Genomic DNA, 25,829 nt, shown 5'->3' on the forward strand with positions numbered 1-25,829 from the left:
CCTTAATGAGGTTTATCTGAAACCTTTAATCTTTCTATTATTTCTACTCCTGCCTCACTATTTAAGAACTCAAAGGTAGTAGCAGGCACAAGTTCTCTTACTTCCTCCAGCTTACCTTCTTTTAAAAGAGCTCTTACCCTAGAAGCACTTATTGCTTCATCCCCAGTCTCTTTTCTTTCGATTAATTTAACTTCTACCCCATACTTAGGAAGAACTTCTTTTAAAGTTTCATTATAAGTATTGGTAACCTTGCAGTAAGGTTCTGTACCAACATATCTTCTAACTATATTTAATTCCTTACAGAAGTATTTACCAAAAACATTACCATCAATCTTTGTGTATTCCTTAAGTACATTATCATCTTTTCTTAAGAAATAGTTTGGAAATGTAGCTGAAGAAATTATATATTCTCCCCCCGGAATTACAGTTACGTTTTCAAACTCTTTAACTCCCTCTTTAATTAACTCAAAACGATTTTTAAAAGGGAAAGCTGACTTATCTTCTTCAACTACAAAAATAATTACATTTTTATTTTCTTTTGCAGCAGTTTCTACTATGTACTTATGTCCTAAGGTAAATGGGTTACAATTCATTATAAGAGCTGCATACTCTTCCCCATCCTTTAAATTAAAGCTTTTCTTTAAAGAATTTAAATAATTTTTTATATTTTTATTTCCTGTTTCTAATAAGGACACTTTATCTGTGCTCACTATAACGTTATATCCTAATCCTTCAAATAAGAAATTGTTTTTAGGCTTTGTAAAAATAAAGTTATGATAAATATTTTCCTCAAACAGCTTATTAGTTATATCAGTTATTAAAGTACCTGATATTCCTTGTCCCTGGTAATCTTCATCAATAGCAAAGCATTTAACAATATTGTTCTTTTTAGAGCAAGTAGCAATAATTTTACCACAATCCTCTATAACCACTGTATAATCAACATCATCATACTTTAAATCAAAGCCATTTAAAAAATCGCTTACCCTTTGAACCTCTCTTTTGGATTTAAGATTAACCTTCTCTGTACTAAAGTACATAAACTCCACCCCTTGCACTCTGTATAATTAAATGAAAGATGAAGGATTAACGAAGAAAATTTTTGGTTGAAACTCTACTGATTGAAACTCTAAAGTAGTTTCTATATTTTATAAAATTTATAAGAATTCTTCCCATAATCCTTCATTCTTCATTTTTCCTCTACCTAATATTATAAATTAAAAAATCTTCTAACTAAAGTAATTATAACTAAAGCCGCAACAAATAGAAGAATTGTTACAATTCCATCCCAGCTGCTTTTAAATTCATACTTCTTTTTAGTGCTTGCCATCTCATGAGCTTCTTTAAACAAACCTTCTTCACGAACTTCACGCATTAATTCTTTATTAGACTTTCTTTTCTTTCCTGACATTTTTATTCCTCCGCTTCTTATCCTTTGTTTAATATCATTTATTTATTAAATTCCTTTTTTAAATTTAGAATGTAGAATTTAGAATGATGGATTAAATCCCTAAGTGAATTTCTTTATTTAATAGAAACTCCCTCGGTGTTTCCTTCTTCATTATACATTCTACAGCCTTAATTCTTAATTCTTATAAGATTAATTATAAAAGATAAACCATTACTTTTATCCTTTATAATTAGTCCTATTTTAAATTTAAAATGTAAAGTTTAAATTTTAGAATGATGGATGAAATCCCTATGTGATTTCTATATTTAATAGAAACTCCTTGATGTTTCCTCCTTCATTTTACCTTTTACATTCTTAATTCAAAATTAATTTAATTCTAAATTAACTAGAATTGTAAAAAGAGTGTTGATAACAACACTCTTTTTAATATTTAATTTTTCTCTTAGAAGAATAGTCCGAACGCTACAGATGCAACGATAAGCATTATTCCTCCACCTAAACGTGAAGAGATTTGAGCGAATGACATTAAGTCCATTCTCTTCGCAGCTGTAAGAACTGCAACGTCTCCTGAACCACCTCTGTTAGCCATACATAAACCAGCAGATATAGCAGTTTCTATTGGGTAGAATCCTACGAACCAACCTACTACAGCAGAACCAACTATAGCTCCTAATACTACTAAAGCAGCTATTATAACGTTAGCAAATGTAAATGCTTGGATTAATTCTCCAAGGTCAGTCATAGCGATACCAACACCAACCATGATTACTAATAAGAATTGCTTAGAGAAGAATCCTTGAATCTTCTTAGCTCCTTCTTTTAATTCAGCTGGGATTATGTTAGCAACGTTAGCTAAAGCAACTAAGATAACCATCCAAGCAAATCTGTGGATGTCTATTTTAACATCAATTCCCATTAAAGTGAACTCAGGGATTATTAAAGTCTTAGATAATATGTTACCAAGAACATAGAATGCAACAGCTAATATTAATCCACAAGCAACTTCTCTTTGAGTTACTTTTATAACTTTTGTATCTTCTAATTTAGATATATCTTCAGCGTTTCTGATTAATTCACCATTTCCGTTGAATTTAGCTCCTGCTTTAGTCTCACCAAATTTGTTAAGAACTGAAGCAGCTATGATAGCTATGATGTTAGCTATAGTTAAGATAGAAAGAGCAAATGTTAACCATGCTCCTGGATCTCCACCTGTTACAGTAGCATAGATCTCAGACATTGGTATAGCTCCAGCTCCAGTACCACCACCCATGATAGGTAATACATACTTAGTAGCTATATCTGCAACTGGAATTCCGAATATCATTCCTCCAACTGCAGCAAATCCGAATGCAGCAACAACTCCACCAAGGATTGCTGGTAAGTAACCTGCAAATGCTTTTAAAAGAAGTTTTCTGTTAACTGATAAGATAGAACCAGTTATAAGTACAGCTATAAATAAGTCAAGGAAGTCAGCTGTGTCCATTAAAGTTACAACAGCATCAACACTTGCTTGAGGGATAATTCCCCAGTAAACTAAAGCAGCTGATCCTAAGAATGCAAGGATAGGACCTCCACCAACGTATTCTTTCCATATTGGAATTCTGTCACCTACTGTAGCAAATAATATTCCTACAGAGTATAATAAAGCGAACGCACCTACTGCGTTGTTCGGTAAGTAACCCATAGTAGATGCAAATAAAACTACTGCAGCTACTGCAAGCATTAAGTACCAAGGCATTCCAAACATTTTGAATGGGCCTTTTTTCTCTTCGATAAGGTTTGGCATAATAATTCCTCCTAAGTAAAAATTTTATAATTTCAAACTAAGCCCTGCTCTAGGCAAGGCCTAGTAAAATTAACTATTCATCTTTTGCAATTTTAGCTTATGCTAAATTACTTTTTTAATTTTTTGATTACGTCGATGATGCTTCCATCTCTGTATTCAACTACTGCAACTACTTCATCAGTGAATTCTAACTCTTTTGGAGTTCCAACAAGTCTTGTAGCCATAGCACGAAGCTCTTCCATTGTTATTAATGGTAATCCAGCTTTCTTGAAGCACTCCATTAAGTCTTGTCTTCCTGGGTTTACAGTTACACCGTAATCTGTAACAACTACGTCAACTGTGCTTCCTGGAGTAACAACTGTAGTTACTTTATCTATTATTGTAGAAAGTCTTCCTCTTGTAAGTGGAGCAACTAAGATTGACATATTAGCCATTGCAGCTGTGTCACTGTGTCCACCAGATGCAGCTCTGATAACTCCATCTGATCCAGATATAACGTTAACGTTGAAATCTGTATCTATTTCAAGGGCACTTAATATAACGAAGTCAAGTTTGTTAACTGCTGCAGATTTGTTTCCTATGCTTGCATAGAAGTCAGCGCTAACTTCAACGTGCTTTTCATTTTTTCCTATTGATTCAGCTGCTGTTAAGTCAAAGCATTGAACATCAAATAATTGATCAACAAGGTCAGATTCTAATAAATCTACCATTGGTGCAGTTATTCCACCTAAAGCATAGCTAAGTTTAATTCCTCTTTTTATAACTTCATCCTTAACAAATCTTGTAACTGCTAGTGAAGCTCCACCTGAACCAGTCTGCATTGAGAATCCATCTTTGAAGTATGGAGATGCCTTCATTACTTCAACAACTCTCTTAGCCATTAAAAGCTCTTTTGGGTTTGAAGTAAATCTTGTAGCTCCAGACATGATTCCTTTAGAATCTCCAATTTCCTCAACTACTGCAACGTAGTCAACTTGAGTTTGAGGTATACTTTGTGGGAAGTTTGGATATGGAACTATTGTATCTGTAACAACAACAACCTTATCAGCGTGTGCTGCATCAACTTTAGCGTATCCTAAAGAACCACAAATTGATTTTCCTTTAACTCCATTTGCGTTACCCATGCAGTCTGCAGAAGATGCAGCTACGAAAGCAACGTCTATGTGAACGTCTCCTGATGTTATAGCTCTAGCTCTTCCACCGTGAGATCTGATTACTGCTGGCTTATCACCTAGTAATCCTTCTGAAATAGCAGTAGCAAGTCTTCCTCTGATACCACTTGTTTCTATTCTATCTACAACTCCATTTTGGATGTGCTCAACAAGTCCACTGTGAGCGCTTGTTAATGAAGAAGCAGCTATTCTTAAGTTTTTAACTCCCATTTCAGCTAGTATATCTACTACCTGCATTAAAAGCTTATCTCCAGCTCTGAAGTGGTGGTGGAAAGATATTGTCATTCCATCTTTTATTTCACACTTCTCTATAGCTTCTCTTAAAGATGCTGTAGTTTTATCTCTTCTTACTTCATCTTTTATGTTTCCAGTGTTTAAACCACTTAATCTATCAGCTGGCACGTTAGCAAATGGTGCTTCATACGCTTTTCTGCTTTCGTATCCAGGTATTCTATTTAAAAGATCTTGATTAACTCTATTTGTATTACTCATTATCTTCGCCTCCAACTAAAACCCCTGCTGCTTTAGCAAGTTCTAGAACTCTTTGAGCTCTTTCTATAATTGGTTTATCAACCATCTTACCATCAACAGTGAATACTCCTCTGTTTTCTCTTAAAGCTTCTGCTGTTGCATCAACTATTTTCTTAGCTTTAGCTATATCCTTCTCACTTGGAGTAAATACGTTATGGATAAGCTCTACTTGTCTTGGGTGAATTAGTGATTTACCACCGAATCCCATTCTCTTAATTAAGTTAGCTTCTTTTAAGAATCCTTCATCATTGTTTACATCAGCATAAACTGTATCAAGAACCTCAAGTCCACAAGCTCTTCCAGCCATTGCTACCATTCCTCTAGCAGTGTAAAGCTCGTCTCCTTCTGGTGTTCTTGTAGTCTTCATGCTTGTTACGAAGTCTTCTCCAGAAATAGCCATTCCTATTAATCTCTTTGTTGGAGCTTTTGCTATTGCAAATGAATTCATAACTCCAAGTGCAGTTTCGATAGCTACCATTATTAAAGTAGAACCAACTTCTCTTCCACACGCTTTTTCTATTCTTTCGATTTCAGCATCTACAGCCATTACATCTTCTGGGCTTTCAGTCATTGGTATTCTAACAACTTCAACTCCACCAGTAACAACTGCTTCAAGGTCTTGCTTCCAGAACTCTGTTGCAAGTCCATTGATACGAACAACTGTCTCTATTCCTAATTCTTTGTAGTAATCTCCTAAATTCTTAAGCATGTTGTGAACTAAGAATCTTGCTGAATCCTTTTCAGTGATTGCTATAGCATCCTCTAAGTCAAACATTACTGAATCTGGCTTATATATATGTACATCTCTTATTATTCCTGGGTTGTTTCCTGGAACGAATAACATAGAACGTCTTAGTTTCATTATTACTTCCCCCTTACATCCACTTAAATTCGTTATTTTGTGCTGATCTGTAAACAGCAGTTTGTACTCTACTCTTTATAACAGGGTCGATAGCACCTTTATCGTTTGCAAATACCTTTGCATTAGCCACTCCTAAAGAAGCAAGAGTTTCTCTTATAACCTTTTCTATAGCTTCTCCAAATTGTGCCATCACTGTGCTCTCTAAAGTAATTTCTATTCCAGCTGTAGAAGGCTCTATTATAATCTGTATATCACTTGATTCTAATGTACCAGCACTAGCTACTACTTTAAGTTCCATATTCAATTCCTCCTAAAATTCAATTAGTTAATATAAGTGACACTCCAAATCTATGACTTGGTTAAGTAAAAATTAAGTGACATCCAAAATCTATGACTTTGGTGATGGAACATACTCTTAGAGTATTCCACCGAACTCATATGAGGTGAAGCTTCCATAAGTGAAGCCCTTAAGCTTAACCACCAAACTTCAATTTGTAAAGTTAAACTTTTACAGAGCACTTCATCAATTAGTTAAGTCCACATTAATTAATCTTAAAATTCTTTATTTTATAGATTAACCTAATCTTTGTGGATTATCCCCAATCAAATGGAAGTTTCCATTTGAAACTGCCTTTTTCGTTTCTGCAAGCATCACTTTGTATACAACATGGTTATAGTGTATACAATTTCAATGCAAAAATCAATACCATTTTTTAAATTTATTAAAATAATTTTCATATTATTTTTTTTAATAAAAAACTTTACCATATACATATTAAGATCTTAATAAAAAGCAGTTTATTAAACCATGTATATTACTCGATTCTTCTTATGTTTCTTATCTTTAAAATTTAAATATCCAATAAACCATAAATAAACATAAAATAATTTATTAATTTAATCGATTTTTAATAATTAGTAAGATAAATAACTGGCTTCTTTAACAATTTAGTAATATTATTAACTTACTTTCACTATTGGTATAATTAAATTCTTCTATTGTATCTTGCCCAATTTCTATTGTATCTTTCCTATAAACGAAAACGATGTTAAGGCTTTTTTTCATTAGGGTTTATCTTTCGCTAAAATTTAAAACCTTTTCATCTCCCCTCTAGTTGATACTGGATACAATTGTATTCGTGCCACCAATTTACACATGCATTGTATCCATCTACATATAATTGTATACATATTCGAAATAAATTTCAAGTAAATCCCAAATTTTTTATATTAAATTTATCAACAAAAAAAGACAGACTATGCAGCCTGTCTCGAATTTCACATATGTAATAAATCATTTTATAAAGCAATAATACATACAATAATTACAATAAATCACTGATTAAACCATAATCAAAAGGTATCAGTTTATAGCTTATTAATTCACTTATGTTTAAGATATAGCAAGTAATTAGTTTGTTTCTTATTATAGATAAACTCTACTTATTAGTTATTTCTATAACTTCCTGGAAGGATTTCTTAGCTCTTCTAACATGAAGTCTTGTTAATTTTTCCGCTTCATCCTCATCACCATTTTCAATAGCATTTACAATTTCAATATGCTCTTTTAATGCCTCAAACTTTCTTTCTTCTGTCAATAAGCTTATTCTTCTTAAGCTTTTTAAATACTCATAAATTGATTCCATTTGATCTATCAAGCGTTTATTTTTAGAAGAATCTATAATGATTCTATTGAACCTGTTGTGTACATAAGAGTAAGTTTCTTCATCCTTATTTTTAATGCATTGATCCATATCTCTGATGATTTGTCTCAATTCTCTGATTTCCATTCTAGAAATATGTAAACATGCTCCTCTTGCTGCTAATCCTTCTAAAACTTCTCTGATTTCATAGATTTCTCTTGCATCTTCAACGCAAATCCCTTTAACTACTGTACCTTTTCTTGGCATATTAATTGCAAGGCCTTCACTTTCCAATTGACGCAACGCTTCTCTTACTGGTGTCCTGCTTATTCCCATAGAATTTGCAATTGTTGTTTCCACCAGTCTGTCTCCAGGTTTGATGTATCCCATAAATATAGCATTTCTTAGTTCCCCGAGAACCAATTCTCTCATAGATTTTCCACAAGTCTCATCGATTTTTTTAAAATTATAGTCCATAGTCCTCATCCCTCAATTATATACTTTATTTTTATCATTTATCTTGAAAAAAATTTTGATATATATATTTTCTACTTATTCATTCTCTATAAATATTACACAATATTCAACTATTGTCAAACTGTAATGTAAATTTTTTCTTTAAACTTTTAATGGCAGTTTAAATACTAAGCTGCCATTAAATTATTCTTATTTTGAAATTATTTTTTTGTTTTAAATATTGTTTTTTAAACTTGTGCTGGTTCTACTCCCCAGATGTCTCTGCAATATTCTATAACGGTTCTGTCACTTGAAAATTTTGAAGATGCAATAAGATTACTTACACACATAGTTCCCCATTTAAATTTATCCTGATATACACTTTTGCTTTCATTTATTACTCTACGATAATCTTCAAAATCCTTTAATACAAAATATACATCGGGCCTTTGCCAATCACAGCCATAAAGAAGTGAATTGTAAATTTCACGATACATACCAGTGTTTTCATCATTAAATGTTCCATCTATTAAAGTATCAATAACTCTTTTTAAACCTTCCACATTGTAATAATAATTCTGTGGGTTATAGCTGGCAGCAATTGACCTTAATTCTTCAACTCTGGCTCCAAATATAAAATTATTCTCTTCTCCAGCTTCTTCAACAATTTCAATATTTGCTCCATCAAAAGTTCCAACAGTTGGAGTGCCATTAAGCATAAACTTCATGTTTCCTGTACCAGAAGCTTCCTTTCCTGCAGTAGATATTTGAACTGATAAATCTGCAGCTGGAAATAGTCTTTCTCCATATGAAACATTATAGTTTTTCACAAACACAAGGGATAATTTACCTTTTACATCTTCATCATTATTTATTAAATTTGCGATATCATTAATAAATTTAATTATTCCCTTTGCCCTAAAATATCCTGGTGCTGCTTTGCCTCCAAAAATAAAAGTCATTGGTGTTGCATCAATTTGTGGATTTTCCTTAAGCTTAAAATATATATCTAAAACCAAGAGGGCATTTAACAACTGTCTTTTATACTCATGAATTCTTTTCACTTGAATAATAAACATTGACTTTGGATTAATGGTGACACCTTCGTTTTCATAAATATATTTAGCTAATTGTTGTTTTTTCTTATCCTTTATAGTTAGGAAGCTTTTAATAAAGTCTTCCTCTATTAAGGCTGGCTTTAATTCTGATAATAATGATAAATCTCTAAGCCAGCTTTCACTATGCAATTGGGACGTAATTAATTCTGCCAGTTCTTCATTACAAAGCTTTAACCACCTTCTTGGAGAAATACCATTAGTTTTGTTTTGAAACTTCTCTGGATAAGCTCCATACCAAGGCCTTAAAGTGTCTTCCTTCAAAATTTTTGTATGAAGCTTTGCCACACCATTAACAGCATGACCACCATAAAGAGCTAAAGATGCCATATGGATAATCCCATTTTGAATAATTCTCATAATATTTATATCTGCTTCCGGAACTTCTTTTTCTCTTAATTCCATAACTAATTTATTATTTAAAACTTCTATAATTTGATAAATCCTTGGAAGAAGCTTACCATAGAGATAACATTCCCACTTTTCAAGAGCCTCTGCCATAATTGTATGGTTGGTATAGGCAAAGGTTTCTTTAGCTATAGCAATAGATGTATCCATATCCATATTACGTTCGTCCACCAGAATTCTAATTAGTTCAGGAATTGCCACCACCGGATGAGTATCATTGAGTTGGATTGCCACATACTTAGAAAACTCCTTTAAATCATTTCCATGATATTTAATATATCTTTTAATTATATCCTTCAAGGAAGCTGAAACGAAGAAATACTCCTGTCTTATTCTTAAAATACGGCCTTCTTCTCTGGAATCATTCGGATATAGTACTCTTGAAATATGCTCTCCCTTAACCTTTCCCTTCATGGATTCATCAAAACACCCTTCATTGAACATATTAAAATCAAATTTCTTTAAGGCCTTACTTTCCCATAAACGAAGCACATTAACATTTCTAGTGCCATAGCCCATAATATACATATCATATGGCACTGCATTTACTGTTAAATCAGAAAACTTAACTTCTACTTGATCTTTTTCAACCTTTATCTGCCAGGGTTCCCCTACAGAGTTCCAATTGTCACCCTCCTCAACTTGAAAACCATTCTTAAACTCCTGCTTAAAAAGTCCTTCCTCATACTTAATACCATATCCCATAACCGGCATATTCTGCGTTGCAGCAGAATCTAAAAAACACGCTGCAAGTCTACCTAAACCACCATTGCCAAATGCTGCATCAAGTTCAACTTCTTCTACATCCTCTAACTTTAAATCAACACCATTTAAAACCTTCTTAACTTCATCATTCAAAGCCAAGTTAATTAAATTATTTCCTAAAGCCCTTCCCATAAGAAATTCAATGGAGAAGTAATAAGTCACTTTTCCTTTAAAATAGACCTCATCACTTCTCCTTTTATCCTCATACTTCTCTCCTAAAACTGCCTTAGAAACTGCATTATAAACCTCTATAGCACTTGCAGACTTTAAATCTGTTCCATAGAACATATTAAGTACATCATTAATTTTTCTTTCAATGTTTTTTGATTTTCCCATCACTTCACCTCAAGCAATTAATATAAGCTGACTTGCTATTATTAATTATGCTATGTTGAAATTAACTATTTGGTTCAATCAAATTAGTTCATTATATAAATTTATATACTCCATAGCTGATTTATCCCAGCTATTTTCACTATCCATTGCATTAATAATTAGCTGTGTCCATAGCTCTTTGTCTTTATAATAATCTAGGGCTATCCTCATAGTTTTCTTAAGTTCATAGGTTGTGTAATCATAAAATGTAAATCCATTCCCCTCTTGGGTAGTTGTTTCATAAAAGCGTACAGTATCCTTTAATCCACCTGTTTCCCTTACTATTGGAATGGTACCATAGCGTAAGGCTATAAGCTGTCCAAGTCCACAAGGTTCAAATAAGGATGGCATTAAAAACATGTCGGCTCCTGCATAGATTTTATGAGCTAAGGTATTGTCAAAGGCAATAACCGCAGCCGCCTTATTAGGATGATTGTTTGCAAGATTTAAGAAGTACTGCTCATAGTCTGCTTCTCCTGTACCAAGAACCACCAGCTGAACTTCCCCTTCAATAATATCATTCAGCGCATCTGTTAGAATATCTAAGCCCTTTTGAGAGGTTAAACGAGACACCATTGCCATCATCGGAATATCTTCATTTTCTTCTAAGCCCAACTCTCTTTGAAGAGCAATTTTATTGATTTTCTTATTATTAAGTCTGAACTTAGAATATTTCTTTTCTATATAAGTATCCTTTGAAGGGTCATAAATCTTATAATCAATTCCATTTTCTATACCTGATAAATCCTGTTCTCTCTCTCTTAATAATCCTTGAAGCTGTTCACCGTAAAAATCATTCTTTATTTCCTCACTATAGGTTTTACTCACTGTAGTAACCTTATCTGAGGTTTTAATTGCACCCTTCATAAAATTCATACAGTCATAAAAGCTCACAGTGTCATTATCATAAAGCTCTTCACTTAAGTTAAACCAATCACCTAGCTTATCCTTTGGGAACACACCTTGGAATTTTAAATTGTGTATGGTATATACTGTAGAAATACCCTTATAAAATTCATCACTGCAATAATCATACTTTAAAAGTACAGGTATCATACCAGTCTGCCAATCATGACAATGGATAATATCTGGCTTAAACTCTATCTCCTTCATCATCATCATCACAGCTCGGTCAAAGAAGGCAAACCTTTCTCCATCATCACCATAACCATAAGCACCCTTACGCTTAAAGTAAAACTCATTATCTATAAAGTAATATGTAATACCGCCTTTTTTATACTGTAGAACACCACAATACTGGCTTCTCCAACTCATCGGCACATTAAATTCCTTTATCAGCTTCATCTTGCTTACTATTTCTTCATTAATATCCTCATACTTTGGTATAACAACACTTACCTCTACCTCATGCTTTCTTAAATATTGTGGTAAAGCACCAACCACATCACCTAAACCGCCGGTTTTTATAAAAGGATCACATTCACCAGCAACAAATAACACCTTCATGGTTAATTCCCCCCTTTTTTAATTTAGAATATAGAATACCCGAATGTAGAATGTTGGAGGCTTCTCCTTTCTGCGCTCGGAGAAGCTTTAATTTTATTTTTAATTTTAAATTAGCAATTTTAAATTTCCGACTTAAAATTTGTAAGCAAAATAATTCTAGCTGTGCTAGAATTATTTTGCTTGTCTTATGGAATTTAAAATTTCATAAGACGAACATACAAATCAAAGAAATTCCACAGGAATTTATTCCCAAATTCTACATTCTACATTCTAAATTTTTACAAAACACTGTTTTTTTCAAATACAATTGGATGTTCCTTAGAACCACAAATCTCTTTAACCCTGGTAAATCTAGTGTTTTTATCTGAAACTATACAATCCAGGTAAACTCCTTTTTCAACGGTACAGCGTGACATTAATATTGAATTTTTAACTACTGCACCCTTTTCAATTTTTACTCCTCTGGAAATTATGCTATTTTCAACAGTTCCTTCAATTACAGAACCATTAGCCACTAATGAATTCTTAATTATAGCTTCCCTTCCATAAAAAGCTGGTGCATTGTCCCTCACTAAAGTATAAATAGGACTTTCAGGATTAAATAATTCCTTTCTGTTTTTAATATCCAGCTGCTCCATGCTGTGTTTATAATAAGATACTGTATCGTTGATACAAACAAGATAGCCCTTATATTCATAGCCCCTTATTTTTAAATATTTGCAATTAAAATTTATAGTTTCCTTCAATGAATACATTACGCTTATCTTTTCTGATTGTTCAACTATATCTATAAATAACTGTTTTCTCATAATATAGGTTTCCATAGAAATAGTCCTATTATTTTCTTCTCCTCTATTTGTATCAATAGCTTGAATCCTTCCTTTGCTATTAATTTCAATGGTATCGCATCCTAAGAACTCTGTTTTAGCATTATCTACATTTTTATACATAATAGTAATGTCACTATCTGAACTTATGTGATAATTAAGAGCTTCTTTATAATTAATATTGCAAAGCATATAGCTGGAAGTAATGATTACATATTCCTGAGAACTTGTTTTAACATAATCAAGGTTCTCTTTAAAATTCTTCATTTCTGTAGTGTACATGCTATTAACACTATTATAATAAGGATAAAAGATAAATAATCCATCCTTCTTACCATCTAACTCCCACCATTTTCCTTTTCCTAAGTGTTCTGTTAATGGTCTCGGCTTTTCTTGAATAAATACACCTACATTAGTTATCCCTGAGTTAGTCATATTTGAAAGTGGAAAATCTATTAATCTAAATCTGCCTAAGAAAGGAATTGCTGCAACTGGTCGATGATGAGTTAATTCATTTAACCCTCCATTTTTTTCATGTAAAGTTATTATCCCCATTGCATTTTTCATAACTACTCCACTCCTTTCTCAACTTGGCAAACCTCGTCCGTTATAATAACTTGTTTTTCAATAATTTCAACAGCTATTTCATTACTATCTTTCAAAGCCTCTGCTTCAATCTTCTCTTGTATCTCCTTTGAAGCTACGGACTTTTTACTGGAATTCTTGTCCCCTATGTTGGCAGACTGACTACCCTTAATTAATGAAACCTTACTATTCTTTTCCTTAACCATCTTTGTATTTGAGTTAACCACAATTCCTGCTGAAACGATGGAATCTACAACCTCAACCCCTGATTCAATAATTGTATCTGGCATAACCACTGAATTTTTAACTACTGCACCTTCACTAATATAAACACCTGCAAAGATGATGGAGTTTTCAACATATCCAAAAACATTACTTCCTTGATTAATCATGGAATTTTTAATTACTGCCTTTGGTCCAATATATTGTGGAGCACTTTCCACGTCATTGGCGTAGATTCTCCAGTGATTATCGTATAAATCCATCTCTTTCTTTTCACTTAAGAGATCCATATTAGCCTGCCATAAGCTTTCAATGGTACCAACATCCTTCCAATAGCCTTCAAAATTATAAGCAAGCATATTTTTGCCATCGTTAAGCATATTAGGAATTATATTTTTACCAAAATCATTATCTGACTCTGGATTATTAGCATCTTCTTTTAAATATTTTCTTAAGGTTTTCCAATTAAATATATAAATACCCATTGAAGCTAAGGTACTCTTTGGCTTTTTAGGTTTTTCTTCAAACTCATAAATTGTTGAATCTGCATTTGTGTTCATTATTCCAAATCTAGATGCTTCTTCATAAGAAACATCAATAACAGCAATGGTGGCATCAGCCTTTTTTGCTATATGGAAATCAAGCATACTTGAGTAGTCCATCTTATAAATATGGTCTCCAGATAAAATTAGTACATATTCTGGATTGTTTTGATCTATATAATCTATATTTTGGTATATGGCATCAGCAGTCCCCTTATACCATGAACTTCCTTCTTCTGTTTGTCTTGGTGGAAGAATTGTAACTCCTCCTTGTCTACTGCTTAATCCCCAACTATCTCCAACTCCAATATAGGAGTTTAACCCAATGGACTCATACTGTGTTAATACCCCAACTGTATTAATGTGAGAATTAGCACAGTTACTAAGTGGAAAATCAATAATTCTATATTTTCCACCATAAAAAACTGCAGGTTTTGCAACCTTTTTAGTAAGGTTCCCAAGACGTGTACCCTTACCTCCAGCCAAAATCATTGCAATTATTTCTTTCTTCATCATACCCCTCACTCCTTTTTATTCTATATATAATTTAATTGTTAACCTTTAATATCACTGCTCCTAATGGTGGTACCTTAATGGTAATTGATTGTTCCATACCATGAATATAATCCTTTACTGAAAATAGAACCTCTGCCATTATCTCGCCAGCACCACCAAACCTTTTTTCATCACTGTTAAACACTTCTTTATAGCAGCAATTGTAAGGCACACCTATTTTGAAATCATAATAAGTAATTGGTGCGAAATTGCAAACAATAATTAAAGTATCTTCCATTTTATCCCCATATCGTATAAAGCTTAAAACCCTTTGCTGATTATTATCTGGATCAATCCACTTAAATCCCTTTGGATCAAAATCCAATTTCCATAGTGCTTCTTCACCTTTATAAAGGTTATTAAGCTCCTTTGTAAAACTCAAGGTATTTTTATGTCCTTCATCCATATCCATTAAATGAAAGTCAAGGCCTCCTTTAAAATACCACTCACTAAACTGCCCAAATTCACTGCCCATAAACAAGGTTTTCTTTCCTGGATGACAATACATAAAAGTTAAATAACAGCGTAAGGCTGCAAACTTCTGCCACCTGTCTCCTGGCATCTTATTAAATAAGGATTTCTTACCATAAACAACTTCATCATGAGAAATTGCCAGCATGAATTTTTCATAATAAGCATACATCATAGAAAAATTCATTAAATTATGGTTAAATTTCTTATCTTCCTCTTGTAGTTCCACATACTTCAAGGTGTCATTCATCCATCCCATATTCCACTTTAAGTCAAATCCTAAACCTTCCTGCTCCTCCTTAGATGTTACATAGGCTAGGGCAGTTGACTCCTCTGCTATGGTTATAATCCCTTCATTTAAATTATGAAGCTCTTCATTTAATAATCTTAAAAATTCCTTGCCGCCATAATTTACATTGCCGCCATCTTCGTTTGGCAGCCACTGTCCCGGCCCCTTGCCAAAATCCAGATATACCATATTTGATACTGCATCAATTCTTATACCATCAAAATGAAACTCTTTTATCCAATATATTGCACTTGAAATAAGAAAGTTTCTTACCTCTGTTTTGCTCAAATTAAAATTAGCAGTCCCCCATCCTGGGTTATTATACATTTTAAAGTCATCATATTCGTATTGCTGTGCGCCATCAAACATAAAAAGACCATGCTGATCCTTGCAAAAATGTCCAGGCACCCAGTCAAGAATTATTCCGATATTTGATCTATGACAGTGATCAATAAACCACTTTAAATCTTCAATAGTTCCATACCTGCTGGTAGGTGAAAAATATCCAGTTACCTGATAACCCCAAGAATCATCTAATGGATATTCAGTAATTGGCATTATTTCAATATGTGTATAGCCCATTAGCTTCACATGATTTATAATTGCTTGTCCAATTTCTTTATAATTTAGAAATCCATTTTCACTCTCTTTTATAAAAGAACCTAAATGAAGTTCATATATATTTACAGGGCCATTAAGTATGTCACTTCTTCTCCTTTTACCAATCCACCTTCCATCACCCCATGGATATGTACAGCTATCTACTAAAATTGAAGCTGTATTAGGTCTTTTCTCTGAATAAAAACCATAGGGATCTGCCTTCAACACCTTTTTGCCATCCTTGTGAGTAATTTCATATTTATAGATTTCACCAGGTTCAAGACCTTCAATAAAGATGGACCAAATTCCACCTTCATGAACTTTTACCATAGTGTTTAAGGTTCCATCCCAATTGTTAAAATCTCCAACAACACTTATGGATTTACACCTTGGCGCCCATAAAGTAAATCTATATCCCATTACTCCATTTTCTTCGGCCAAATGAGCACCCATAAATTTATAGCTGTAATAATTTTTCCCCTGAATGAATTGATTAATCTCCTTTTCTAAATTAATTTTTAAAAATTTTCCCCTCATTTTTCTCCCCCTTCGTTAAACAACTATTCCATTTATTGATATATGTTATATTATACCATTTTATATAGTTTTTTACATGCACTTTTACTATTTTTTTACATTGATTACCTTTTCAAATTTAATAAATTCGTTTACATATAATAAAATTATAGTTTTTATTAGGTAATTTTCATTTTGTTTATAACATCAAATAATCATTTAGCTAAAATTTTGTATTATCAATCTTAAATAAATATATTTCAACATAAAAAAAGCAGTCAAAATGACTGCCTTTTATCTTCTATAATCTATACAAACTTTAATTTCCACTTCCAGGCTCACTAGTAGGATTAGCCTTCATTTCAGATGAGTCTATTTGCTGTGGTCTGTTATACTTATTAATCTGTTTTTCTCTTAAAAGAAGTTCAAATTCTTCCTGCGTTAGATTACCAAAAGTTTTAAACTCATAGTTATTCTCTTTAAAATATTTTATTACTGAAGGTAAAGCTTGTGGTGTAGTTGAATTTGAAGCTCCATCATGCATTAATACAATTATATTATTAGTGTCTATATAGGTTTTCTTTAATTCTTTTCTAAAGGTTGCTAAAAGAGTGTCTACTGGAGTATTCTGGTGAATTGCATCCTCTAGGGATACATTCCAGTCTATATAATATACTCCCTCACCACATAATCCATCTCTTATAGCTTTAACAGTATACTTATCACCAGAGTGAGTACTTGACCCACCAGGCATTCTCATAAACCTAGAAGGCTCTTTTCCTAAAATATTTTTTACCACTTCGTAAGCCTTATGATAATCATCCATAAAAGCTCCCTTGCTTTTATAATTTTTATTTTTGTGATTATAGGTATGAATACAAATTTCATGCCCAGCATCGTGAGCTTGCTTCAAAATATCTGGATTTTGCTCTGCTAATTCCCCAACCACAAAGAAAGTTGCTTTAACTCCTTCTTTCTCTAATATTTCTAAATTTTTCAATGTATTTTGTGTAGGACCGTCATCAAAGGTTAAAAAAACAATCTTTTTAACAGGACCTTTATCCTCACCGCAATCACCCTTGCTTTCCTCCTTAACTGTTTCACTGCTGGCATTAGGACTTTCATTATCGGCTGTAGCTGATACTGGAACAAAGCTACACATTGTAAAAATACTTATAAGTACAGCAATAAACTTTTTCATTTTTCTCCTCCTTAAGTGAGACTCCAAATCTGTGATCTGGTTAGTCGAACTTACTCCTTCGAATGCATATGACAAGGAGTTTCCTTTTAAACAAATCTTTGATTCGGTTACTCGAACTTACTCCTTTCAATGCATACGAGAGAGAGTCTTTTAAAATACTCTGATATTATCTTACCTAGTTTTTGATAATCTATACTTTTATTTATGGAATTTTAACTGGAATTCATTTTAAATATTTAATTAACGAAAATAATTAAGCAATCAAAAAATGTATAAAAAAAGAACTTCAAATACATGAAGTTCTCAAAATCAGTTTATAATTCATATACCTTAATTATGCTTGTAAAATAGTTAAAGCTTTATCCTAAAGAAGCAATTTACTTAACCAAATTGTAAAAACTATTAAAGTTTAAATACAACCTTACTTTCACCAACTATTTTTTTATTATCATTTGTAACAGTGTTTGGATAAACCGTTCTTAGACGCTGAATAGTTTCCTTGTTTTTGTAATTTAACTGCTCCAGAATTGTGGCAACGATTATTGGCCACTCATCTTCAGAACCATCAATTATCTTAATAGAGACTCCCAATCTTTCTTCCTTTAACCCAAAGCAGTATACACCTTTAGCTCCACCCTTAGCTACAATATTAGGGTCTTGATTTAATAAAGTGCAAATTAGATTTGTTCCTGAAATCATCTCATAATTTTCATTCATTAAAGTTGAAAGCTTTATTACAGCGTTTCTTGTTTTTTCATTATCTATGGTATTAGGACAAGCTAATCTTCTATAGGCATTAGCTAAATTCCTCATTGGCATACCAAATACAGGCACACCACATCCATCAACTCCAATTATGATTTTTTCTTTTGGGTATTCAGAAATATAAGCTATATGTTCTAAGATTTCCTGCTGTGCCGGGCTATTTATATCAAAGTAATTACCTTTATCACAGCCCATTGCAGTGCAAAGGGTTAAAATCCCCATATGTTTTCCAGAACAATTGTGATAAATCCTTCTTGGACCGCCACCCTCAACTATCACCTTTTCTTTAGCATCTGCAGCTAATGGATAGGTTGGAAGACATATAAGCTCCTCTTCTTTTATTCCTGTTTTCTCCATGATGCCTTCTATGGCTTTAACATGCCATGGCTGCGCTCTATGGGAAGCTGCCATTACAGTAATTTCTTTATCTGTGAACCCATACTTCTCCTCAAGTCCTGCTTCAAGTAATGGTAATACTTGAATTGGCTTTGCAGAAGATCTCATGTAGGTTATAAAATCTGAATCTCCTACAGAGTGAACAACCTGTCCACCCTCTCCTGTTATACAGATATACCCTCTATGTACACATTCTAATAAATCCCCTCTGTATTCTTCTACTAAAATCTCATCCATTCTTATACCTCCATAGCAATCTAAAAATTTTCACTGGTATCAATATTCGTAATATTTGAATTAGTCTTCTCGTGAGTGTCTGCAGCCTTCCTTCTACTATATGTATACTACATATTTACTTAAAGATATGAACTCATTATTTGATAAAAATTCAAATAATGAGTTCATAGAAAAAACAATTACATCTATTAAAATTTTACATTAATAAAAAGGATTTGTAAAATAAATTTTTATATCTTTTTTGATATCCCATCTTTACATTATTCATTAACACTCATTAACACATATTTCTTCTTTCACTTTGACCTCTTGCTGCTCTCTATGAACAACAACATTCTGCCAGCTGCCTCTTCTGTAAATTATATAGCCATAAATGCAGACAATAAAATTACTAAAGCTCATGGAGAACCATATCCCGGTGGAGCCAATTTCTGTGAAGTATTTAAACATTAAAATCATTGGAAGTCTAACAAGCCAGAGTCTGCCAATTTCCATTGACATTGAATATTTTGTATGGCCTGAACCTTGGAATACCCCTTGAAATACGCTGAAGATTCCCATCAGTGGCATTGACCACGCTATATAGTGAAGATAAACTAAGCTTTCTTCAATAACCAACTTACCATCCTTGGATTGCATGAAGAAGTTTATTATTTCATTATCAAAGGCAAGCATTGCTAAAATCCCAACACTGGAAAATACAACTGTGAGTTTTATTGCCTTAGAAAATGCTTCCTTGGCACGGTTCATCTGATTTGAACCTAAATTTTGACCAACAATGGCTGTGAGGGCTGCCCCAATACCCATGGCAGGCTGCATTACTAAGGAGGTAATCCTGTTTACCATGGCAAAAGCAGCCATGGTTGAAGCTCCATATGAAACAATAAAACCATTTAAAACCATGAAGCCTATCGAAGAGCCTGATTGTCCAACTGCAGATGGAAGTGCAATCCTCCAGATCTTATCAAATTTCTGCTTACTGAATTTGAAATTCTTAAATGATGGAGTAACCTTTGTTTTACCCATTAATAATACTGCAAAGCCTGCAAGAGCTAAAAAAGCTTTAGATAAAAGAGTTGCCCAGGCTGCTCCTGCCACTCCCATATTAAGAGTAAAGATAAAAATAGGATCTAAGACCATATTAAGCACTGCACTTATTCCACTTAATACTGTCGGTAAAAGTGTATTGCCTTGAGAGTTCATTATGGAGTTAAAGTTAAAGAATAAAAACATAAATGGCATGTCAAGACAAGTAATTCTTAAGTATATTTTTCCGAATTCAGCTATATCACCTCTCCCTCCCATTAACCAAATAATGGATGGTGCAAGGATATATCCAATAAGTGCCAAAATTAATGAAGCTAAAAAAGAAATAGCAATGAGCTGGGAAGAATATTCCTTTGCTTCTTTATAATCATTAGCTCCAACGAATTGTGAAATGATTGAGGTTCCAGCAATGGAAAGCCCCGTTCCAATGGATATAAATAAGAAGTTAACCGGCCAAACAAAAGCAGTAGCTGCAAATTCAACTGAACCAATTTTACTGACCCAAACTCCATCCACCAGATTATATAAAGTTTGAATTAAGTTGTTAACCATAATAGGCAGGGCTAATATGCCTATAACCTTGTACAAATTTCCCTTTAAAATTAAGCTTCGTTTGTCCTTAATCATACTACTCCTCCAATTTTTTATTACCTGTTACATTTTATATTATATACCATGTAAACCATATATTTCTATAACAAGTTTAGGCTTGCGAAACTTTTTTATTCCGAAATATTAAAATCTAATTCACCCTTCACCGAAATTCGTTGAGGGGTTAGTCCACTTTAATATAAAGCTCATATAAATACTTTTCGACCGACTTACACGACTTTCCTCTATATCTCTTCACCCATTAATTCCTTAAAAAAAGCTTCTAGATCAAAATCATTATTAAGAATTCTATAATATTTATCCTTGTACATTTTAGACCCGAAAATCAATATATTTTCTCCCTTATCACTCACCTCAAAATATATAGAAAAAACATCTTCAGTATAAGTAACTCTTTCTTTTGGAGAGTAAGAGGCTATAAAACTAAGATGTTTATCTCCATTTCCTCTCTTCTTTGTTCTTCTGAGTTGAAGGCTGTCAATTTTATCAATGATGGATTTCATCTCTATTTCATTATCAATGAACCTGAAATATTTAAGGTCTTCATAATCATCGTAATCAGAAATAAGGGAGAAATCTGTAACATAAATCCCTTCATAAGTATACTCCATCTCTTGATTTGAAATTATGTTACTTATCTTAATAATATAGGGCAGATCCCACCAAACTACAAAACCCAAAACAAGGATTATAACAGCTCCCCAAATTATTTTCTTTTTCATAAAATCCCCCTTCTTCTCTCAATCTTTAACTATAAAATAGTTTATAAAAATTTGTACTTTCATTTTACTTCTGCCTTTAATTCCTCAATGAACTTTTCAATGTTAAAATCTTTATTTAGAATTTTATAATATTGAGATTTATAGGTATCTCCCATTCTTATAAATGCTAAATAATTATCTCCGTTAACTTGCGTAAAGTTAATACTAAAAACCCCTTCCACATAAGTCATATCCTTTTTAGCATATCTAGCTGTAAATGAAATTTCTTCATTTCCATAGATAAAATTTCTTGTTCGTCTTAACTTCAAACCGTCAATTTTATCAATTATATTCTTCATCTGTATTTCATCCGTTACCTCCAAACTATGAAGGTCATTATCATACCAATTAGTAAAGGAAATTCTCTCATAAGTATAATCAACGTTTTGATTACTAATGAGGTTTTTGCTAGATACTAAATAGGGGAAATCGAACCAAGCCACAACGCAAAAAAATATTGCAACAACCATTACCCAAATAATTTTCTTTTTCATAAAAATCACCCCTTAGTAATATTTTACAACACCCTTAACAATTTGTACCAATTCTATTAACTTTCACTCCTACTTTCTATATCCCAAATATATACTAAATATATTTCTTTAAAATAAAAAGGAGAGCATTTCTGCTCTCAAAGCTTAACTCATTAACTTTTGGAAATTATTCCATATCTGCTCACAAGAAAAATAGCAATGGATAATATGCATAATACTGAAGTAAATTCAGAAGTTAAAAACACCGCACCATGTCCAAAAATAGAAATTATAACATTTATCATATAGCCTAAAAGAAATAATGCATAGAACACACAACAAATCAAGTGCACAATTAAAGACTTTTTGCTATGGCCTTCTGTTTTTGCTATTAAAATGGTTTCTTCCCATTGACGAATAAGTCCATAAGTAAAGACACACATAATAGGTATAATTATTATTCCATCAATAATGTCCCACATTCCTATCCCTCCTACTAAAGACGGCTTCTTCTTTTTAATCTGATAATACCGCCAACAATAAAAGATACACTTATTAAAATCATTACCGAACTATTTAAAATACTGCTTAAGCTAAAATCACCAATTATAAATATCAACGTAGGTATTGCAAAAAGAATTCCAACAATAATCATCAAAACAGGTGCCTTACTTAAATTTTTTATTGGAATTGGAGCACTGCCTTTGTTGATAAAATATCCTGCATTGGTAGAGTTATTCTGCCATTCATTAATTTCTCTTAATTGTTCTTCAAGTGGGTTTTCTTCTTGAATTTCTTGAAAATCTCTGTTACTTCCCTCTTTCTTCTCCAAACCTCTTCCCCCTAATTAAACCTAAGTAGTGATAAATCTATTGCATATTAACTTCCTCTTAAATATATATAGCATTTATCAAATTTTTACATCCCCTATATAATTATATTCTAATTTTCAGAACAATACTACAATTTCCACACATTTTCTTAATATTTTGTTAATATTTAAAGCCACATAAGGAAAGAGCCCCATGGACTCTCCCTAAGAATTTATTCAATATATTAAAACCCTAAACCAGATACAAGTTCAGCATTAAAGCCTCTCTTTATAAGTCTTTCAATCACAAATTCAGCTTCCTCGTGACTCGTATTACTTAAAAGCAGATAAAGTGAACCTTCTTCATCCAAACCGATATAGTCCATACCTCTCAGCTGACTTTTTAAATTATAATATAAATACTCCACATCATTATTAAACTTGTGTGATAATTTTATAATTGAGTATTCTGCATCATTATTTATCTTAAAGTATTCCTTATTTTCAATTATTTCTTTAAAAAATTCATATTTTAAAACTCCAGTGTTATTTATGTATCTATCTGCTTCTATAGCATTTTCATAAGTGTAGGCATTTATAAGTGCATTAGTTACAGCTTCTGAAATTGTTTCAAAAATATTTTCCTGATGAATATTAAAGTCTTCCAGTGTATCATCGAAAATTGCCAAGACTGCTCTAACTTTATTGTTTATAACTATTGGCACCATGATCTTTGGTAATTCTTTATCCTCTTGCTTATTCACAAAAATATTCCTGCTTTCTATTAAAGTTTTTATTGCTTCTGCCAAATCTGCTTCAATTGATTTTTTAATTCTAAAATCAATACTATTGTTATGGGACTGAGCCACTAGTCTTAAATATCTTCCATCCTCTGATATAATATAAAATGCTGCTCCCCTGCATTTAAGAATTTTTTCAGTAAGAATTACAGCATTTTCTATAACCCTGTTACTACTTAAAGAATTAAGTTGATTTAAAAGCTTAATTGACAATATCATCTCTTTTTCAACCATTATCCTCAAACTCATTCCCTCCTTTAGTTGTTAAAAAATAACTTTTTCTATATTTTTACATTATATCTATTCACCATATATCTCTAAAATCCTTTAAAATCTATTAAATTTAAAATAAGGTATCATCACAAATAACTTCAGCCAGGATTTTAACATTTTTCAGCCTTTTTATAACAAAGGAAGCCTCTTCTTTACAAGTATTAGTTAATAAAAGGAATAATTCATCCTTCATATTAACACCTAACTGATCAATCCCCCTGATACTCCCCTTAATAACTTCATAAATTTCTTTTGGTCCTGCTATATTATCCGCCAAATCACTCTTTAACTTTAGTAATGTATACTCAATATGATTCTCTGCCTTGTATTTATTCTTCTGCCTTATAACTTCCTTAAAATATTCTTCATATAATATCCGGGTTCCCTTCAAGTATTTTCTGAAGCTGCTAACACTTTCATATTTATATACTTGTACTATGGAAGATGTAACCATACTACCTATTAATTTAAATAGCTTTTTATTATAGGAAGAGACCTTGTTTAAGGGATTAAATGCAGCAATAATAGCAATTACTTTATTTTCAAAGGTTATAGGACACATCATAGCTGGTAATTTACCATTGCACTCTTCATTAAAGTAAGGCTCTTTCTCCTTAATAACTTGTCCAAATTCAACATTTTCCTCAACTCTATAGGAGTTTTTTATCAGTTCTCTATTGATACTTCGTGATACAGAAACCAATCTTAAATATACTTCATCATTAGAAACTTCATATACTCCTATCTCTTTAGAATTCATAATTTCTTCTGCAATATTCAAAGCTTTATCAAAAATATTTTCAGCAACCGAAATATGCTGATATTTGCTTTCCTTTAAGGATTCTTCAGGAAAAATGAGAGTATACTTTTCTTTTCCACTACGAACCTGCTCAATTCTTGAATTATTTATTGCCATTGGATAGGTCTTAGGATCAATTATAGAATCATCTTTTACTCTGTTAAGGACAAAAATTTCATTTTCCCCCTTGGAATATGTTTCAACTATATCATCGCAAAGCTCATCATTATTGCCCACAATTAATATCTTCATTTCATTTCTCTCCTCATTTTCTAGATGAATATTATTATCATTAGGTACAATTACTATATTATAATACCACAATTTGTAAATTTTGTCTTACAATAAATCCTTCAAGGTATTACATATTTCACCTTATTATTAAAAATTTAGTGGTATTTATAAAAAAACAGCCATATATCCCCAAGATATATGGCTATCCTATTAACTTTATAATTTATAAACTATTTTATAAGCTTAGATTTATTTCTTGCAGCAATTTCCTCTTCAGTAATTTCATAAGGATTTCCATCATCATCACACATTAGTTCACCATTTAAAAATAAATATTCGGTGGTTTCACCACAATTTGAACATTTTAATTTAATAGTTTTTGTTGGTTTTTGAGCTTCCGGATTATTCATAATACCTAAGGATACTAATATAGAACATATGGCCACCACAACTTTTGTTATTGCACTCCCGTCTACATTAATTTTTGCTATAGTTAAGATTATCATAACCTGCGAAATTATACTTGTAATAACCACAGGATTTCTTAATCTTTTTAAAATATTTATAAGAAAAGTGTTTTCTTTACTATTTTTCGTATTCTTCACTCCCATACCCCCTAAGAATAAAAGAAATATCTTTTGTTATACTACATAATATTGTAAATTTTTAAATTTAGTTACATAAAAGTAGTTATAAAAATAACCACAGCTCACGCACTGTGGTTATTAAAAAATGAAATTCTATTCAACACTAAAAATATCTTAATAAAACATTTTCTTAAGTAGCTTTCTTTTAACTTTAGTTCTTAGGTCTTAAATAAAA

22 protein-coding genes are annotated in these 25,829 nt (G+C 32.1%); all 22 read right to left on the reverse strand.

The window, feature by feature from the left end; genetic code table 11:
* Positions 1–2: 2 nt before the first annotated feature.
* Complete coding sequence (gene citC, locus BN1075_RS16905; RefSeq protein WP_040194443.1) at positions 3–1,040, reverse strand: [citrate (pro-3S)-lyase] ligase; 1,038 nt, start codon at positions 1,038–1,040, stop codon at positions 3–5.
* Positions 1,041–1,210: 170 nt separating this feature from the next.
* Positions 1,211–1,411, reverse strand: a complete 201-nt coding sequence (locus BN1075_RS16910; RefSeq protein WP_040194445.1) for a hypothetical protein — start codon at positions 1,409–1,411, stop codon at positions 1,211–1,213.
* A 442-nt stretch (positions 1,412–1,853) separates the two neighbouring features.
* Complete coding sequence (citS, locus tag BN1075_RS16915; protein WP_040194446.1) at positions 1,854–3,197, reverse strand: citrate/sodium symporter CitS; 1,344 nt, start codon at positions 3,195–3,197, stop codon at positions 1,854–1,856.
* A gap of 107 nt (positions 3,198–3,304) precedes the next feature.
* Positions 3,305–4,861 carry a citrate lyase subunit alpha gene (citF, locus tag BN1075_RS16920; protein ID WP_040194447.1) on the reverse strand — a complete coding sequence of 519 codons (1,557 nt, stop codon included), beginning with the start codon at positions 4,859–4,861 and terminating at the stop codon, positions 3,305–3,307.
* Entirely contained in the window at positions 4,854–5,765 is a 912-nt protein-coding gene (locus BN1075_RS16925) for an aldolase/citrate lyase family protein (RefSeq protein ID WP_081911642.1), read from the reverse strand. The genes citF and BN1075_RS16925 overlap by 8 nt, the downstream gene beginning before the upstream one ends.
* Before the next feature lie 10 nt (positions 5,766–5,775).
* Positions 5,776–6,060 carry a citrate lyase acyl carrier protein gene (citD, locus tag BN1075_RS16930; RefSeq protein WP_040194451.1) on the reverse strand — a complete coding sequence of 95 codons (285 nt, stop codon included), beginning with the start codon at positions 6,058–6,060 and terminating at the stop codon, positions 5,776–5,778.
* Between the two features lie 1,141 nt (positions 6,061–7,201).
* Positions 7,202–7,882, reverse strand: coding sequence for a GntR family transcriptional regulator (locus BN1075_RS16935; RefSeq protein WP_040194452.1), 681 nt, complete (start codon positions 7,880–7,882; stop codon positions 7,202–7,204).
* Between the two features lie 227 nt (positions 7,883–8,109).
* Positions 8,110–10,485 (reverse strand): glycogen/starch/alpha-glucan phosphorylase, encoded by a 2,376-nt coding sequence (locus tag BN1075_RS16940; RefSeq protein WP_040194454.1) that lies wholly within the window; start codon positions 10,483–10,485, stop codon positions 8,110–8,112.
* Between the two features lie 78 nt (positions 10,486–10,563).
* Positions 10,564–11,991, reverse strand: coding sequence for a glycogen synthase GlgA (gene glgA, locus BN1075_RS16945; RefSeq protein ID WP_040194456.1), 1,428 nt, complete (start codon positions 11,989–11,991; stop codon positions 10,564–10,566).
* 278 nt (positions 11,992–12,269) lie between these two features.
* Complete coding sequence (gene glgD, locus BN1075_RS16950; RefSeq protein WP_040194458.1) at positions 12,270–13,385, reverse strand: glucose-1-phosphate adenylyltransferase subunit GlgD; 1,116 nt, start codon at positions 13,383–13,385, stop codon at positions 12,270–12,272.
* A gap of 2 nt (positions 13,386–13,387) precedes the next feature.
* The gene (locus BN1075_RS16955; protein WP_081911643.1) at positions 13,388–14,683 is read right to left on the reverse strand and encodes a glucose-1-phosphate adenylyltransferase; all 1,296 of its coding nucleotides are present in this window, start codon (positions 14,681–14,683) and stop codon (positions 13,388–13,390) included.
* A 31-nt stretch (positions 14,684–14,714) separates the two neighbouring features.
* Entirely contained in the window at positions 14,715–16,619 is a 1,905-nt protein-coding gene (gene glgB, locus BN1075_RS16960) for a 1,4-alpha-glucan branching protein GlgB (protein WP_040194459.1), read from the reverse strand.
* A gap of 298 nt (positions 16,620–16,917) precedes the next feature.
* Positions 16,918–17,799, reverse strand: a complete 882-nt coding sequence (locus BN1075_RS16965; protein ID WP_052406616.1) for a polysaccharide deacetylase family protein — start codon at positions 17,797–17,799, stop codon at positions 16,918–16,920.
* 402 nt (positions 17,800–18,201) lie between these two features.
* The gene (locus BN1075_RS16970; protein WP_040194460.1) at positions 18,202–19,197 is read right to left on the reverse strand and encodes an asparaginase; all 996 of its coding nucleotides are present in this window, start codon (positions 19,195–19,197) and stop codon (positions 18,202–18,204) included.
* 267 nt (positions 19,198–19,464) lie between these two features.
* Positions 19,465–20,871, reverse strand: coding sequence for an MATE family efflux transporter (locus BN1075_RS16975; protein WP_040194462.1), 1,407 nt, complete (start codon positions 20,869–20,871; stop codon positions 19,465–19,467).
* A gap of 209 nt (positions 20,872–21,080) precedes the next feature.
* Complete coding sequence (locus BN1075_RS16980; protein WP_040194463.1) at positions 21,081–21,578, reverse strand: hypothetical protein; 498 nt, start codon at positions 21,576–21,578, stop codon at positions 21,081–21,083.
* Between the two features lie 59 nt (positions 21,579–21,637).
* Positions 21,638–22,111, reverse strand: a complete 474-nt coding sequence (locus tag BN1075_RS16985; RefSeq protein ID WP_040194465.1) for a hypothetical protein — start codon at positions 22,109–22,111, stop codon at positions 21,638–21,640.
* Between the two features lie 152 nt (positions 22,112–22,263).
* Entirely contained in the window at positions 22,264–22,572 is a 309-nt protein-coding gene (locus tag BN1075_RS16990) for a hypothetical protein (RefSeq protein ID WP_040194466.1), read from the reverse strand.
* Positions 22,573–22,586: 14 nt separating this feature from the next.
* Positions 22,587–22,922, reverse strand: coding sequence for a hypothetical protein (locus BN1075_RS16995; protein ID WP_040194467.1), 336 nt, complete (start codon positions 22,920–22,922; stop codon positions 22,587–22,589).
* A 224-nt stretch (positions 22,923–23,146) separates the two neighbouring features.
* Positions 23,147–23,935 (reverse strand): GAF domain-containing protein, encoded by a 789-nt coding sequence (locus BN1075_RS17000; protein ID WP_328286205.1) that lies wholly within the window; start codon positions 23,933–23,935, stop codon positions 23,147–23,149.
* Positions 23,936–24,044: 109 nt separating this feature from the next.
* Entirely contained in the window at positions 24,045–25,025 is a 981-nt protein-coding gene (locus tag BN1075_RS17005; protein WP_040194470.1) for a GAF domain-containing protein, read from the reverse strand.
* 212 nt (positions 25,026–25,237) lie between these two features.
* Positions 25,238–25,612: a hypothetical protein gene (locus BN1075_RS17010; protein WP_040194472.1), complete on the reverse strand. Its 375-nt coding sequence runs from the start codon at positions 25,610–25,612 to the stop codon at positions 25,238–25,240.
* Between the last annotated feature and the right edge of the window lie 217 nt (positions 25,613–25,829).

The sequence above is a fragment of the Clostridium culturomicium genome (assembly GCF_000821305.1).
Lineage (GTDB): Bacteria > Bacillota > Clostridia > Clostridiales > Clostridiaceae > Clostridium_J > Clostridium_J culturomicium.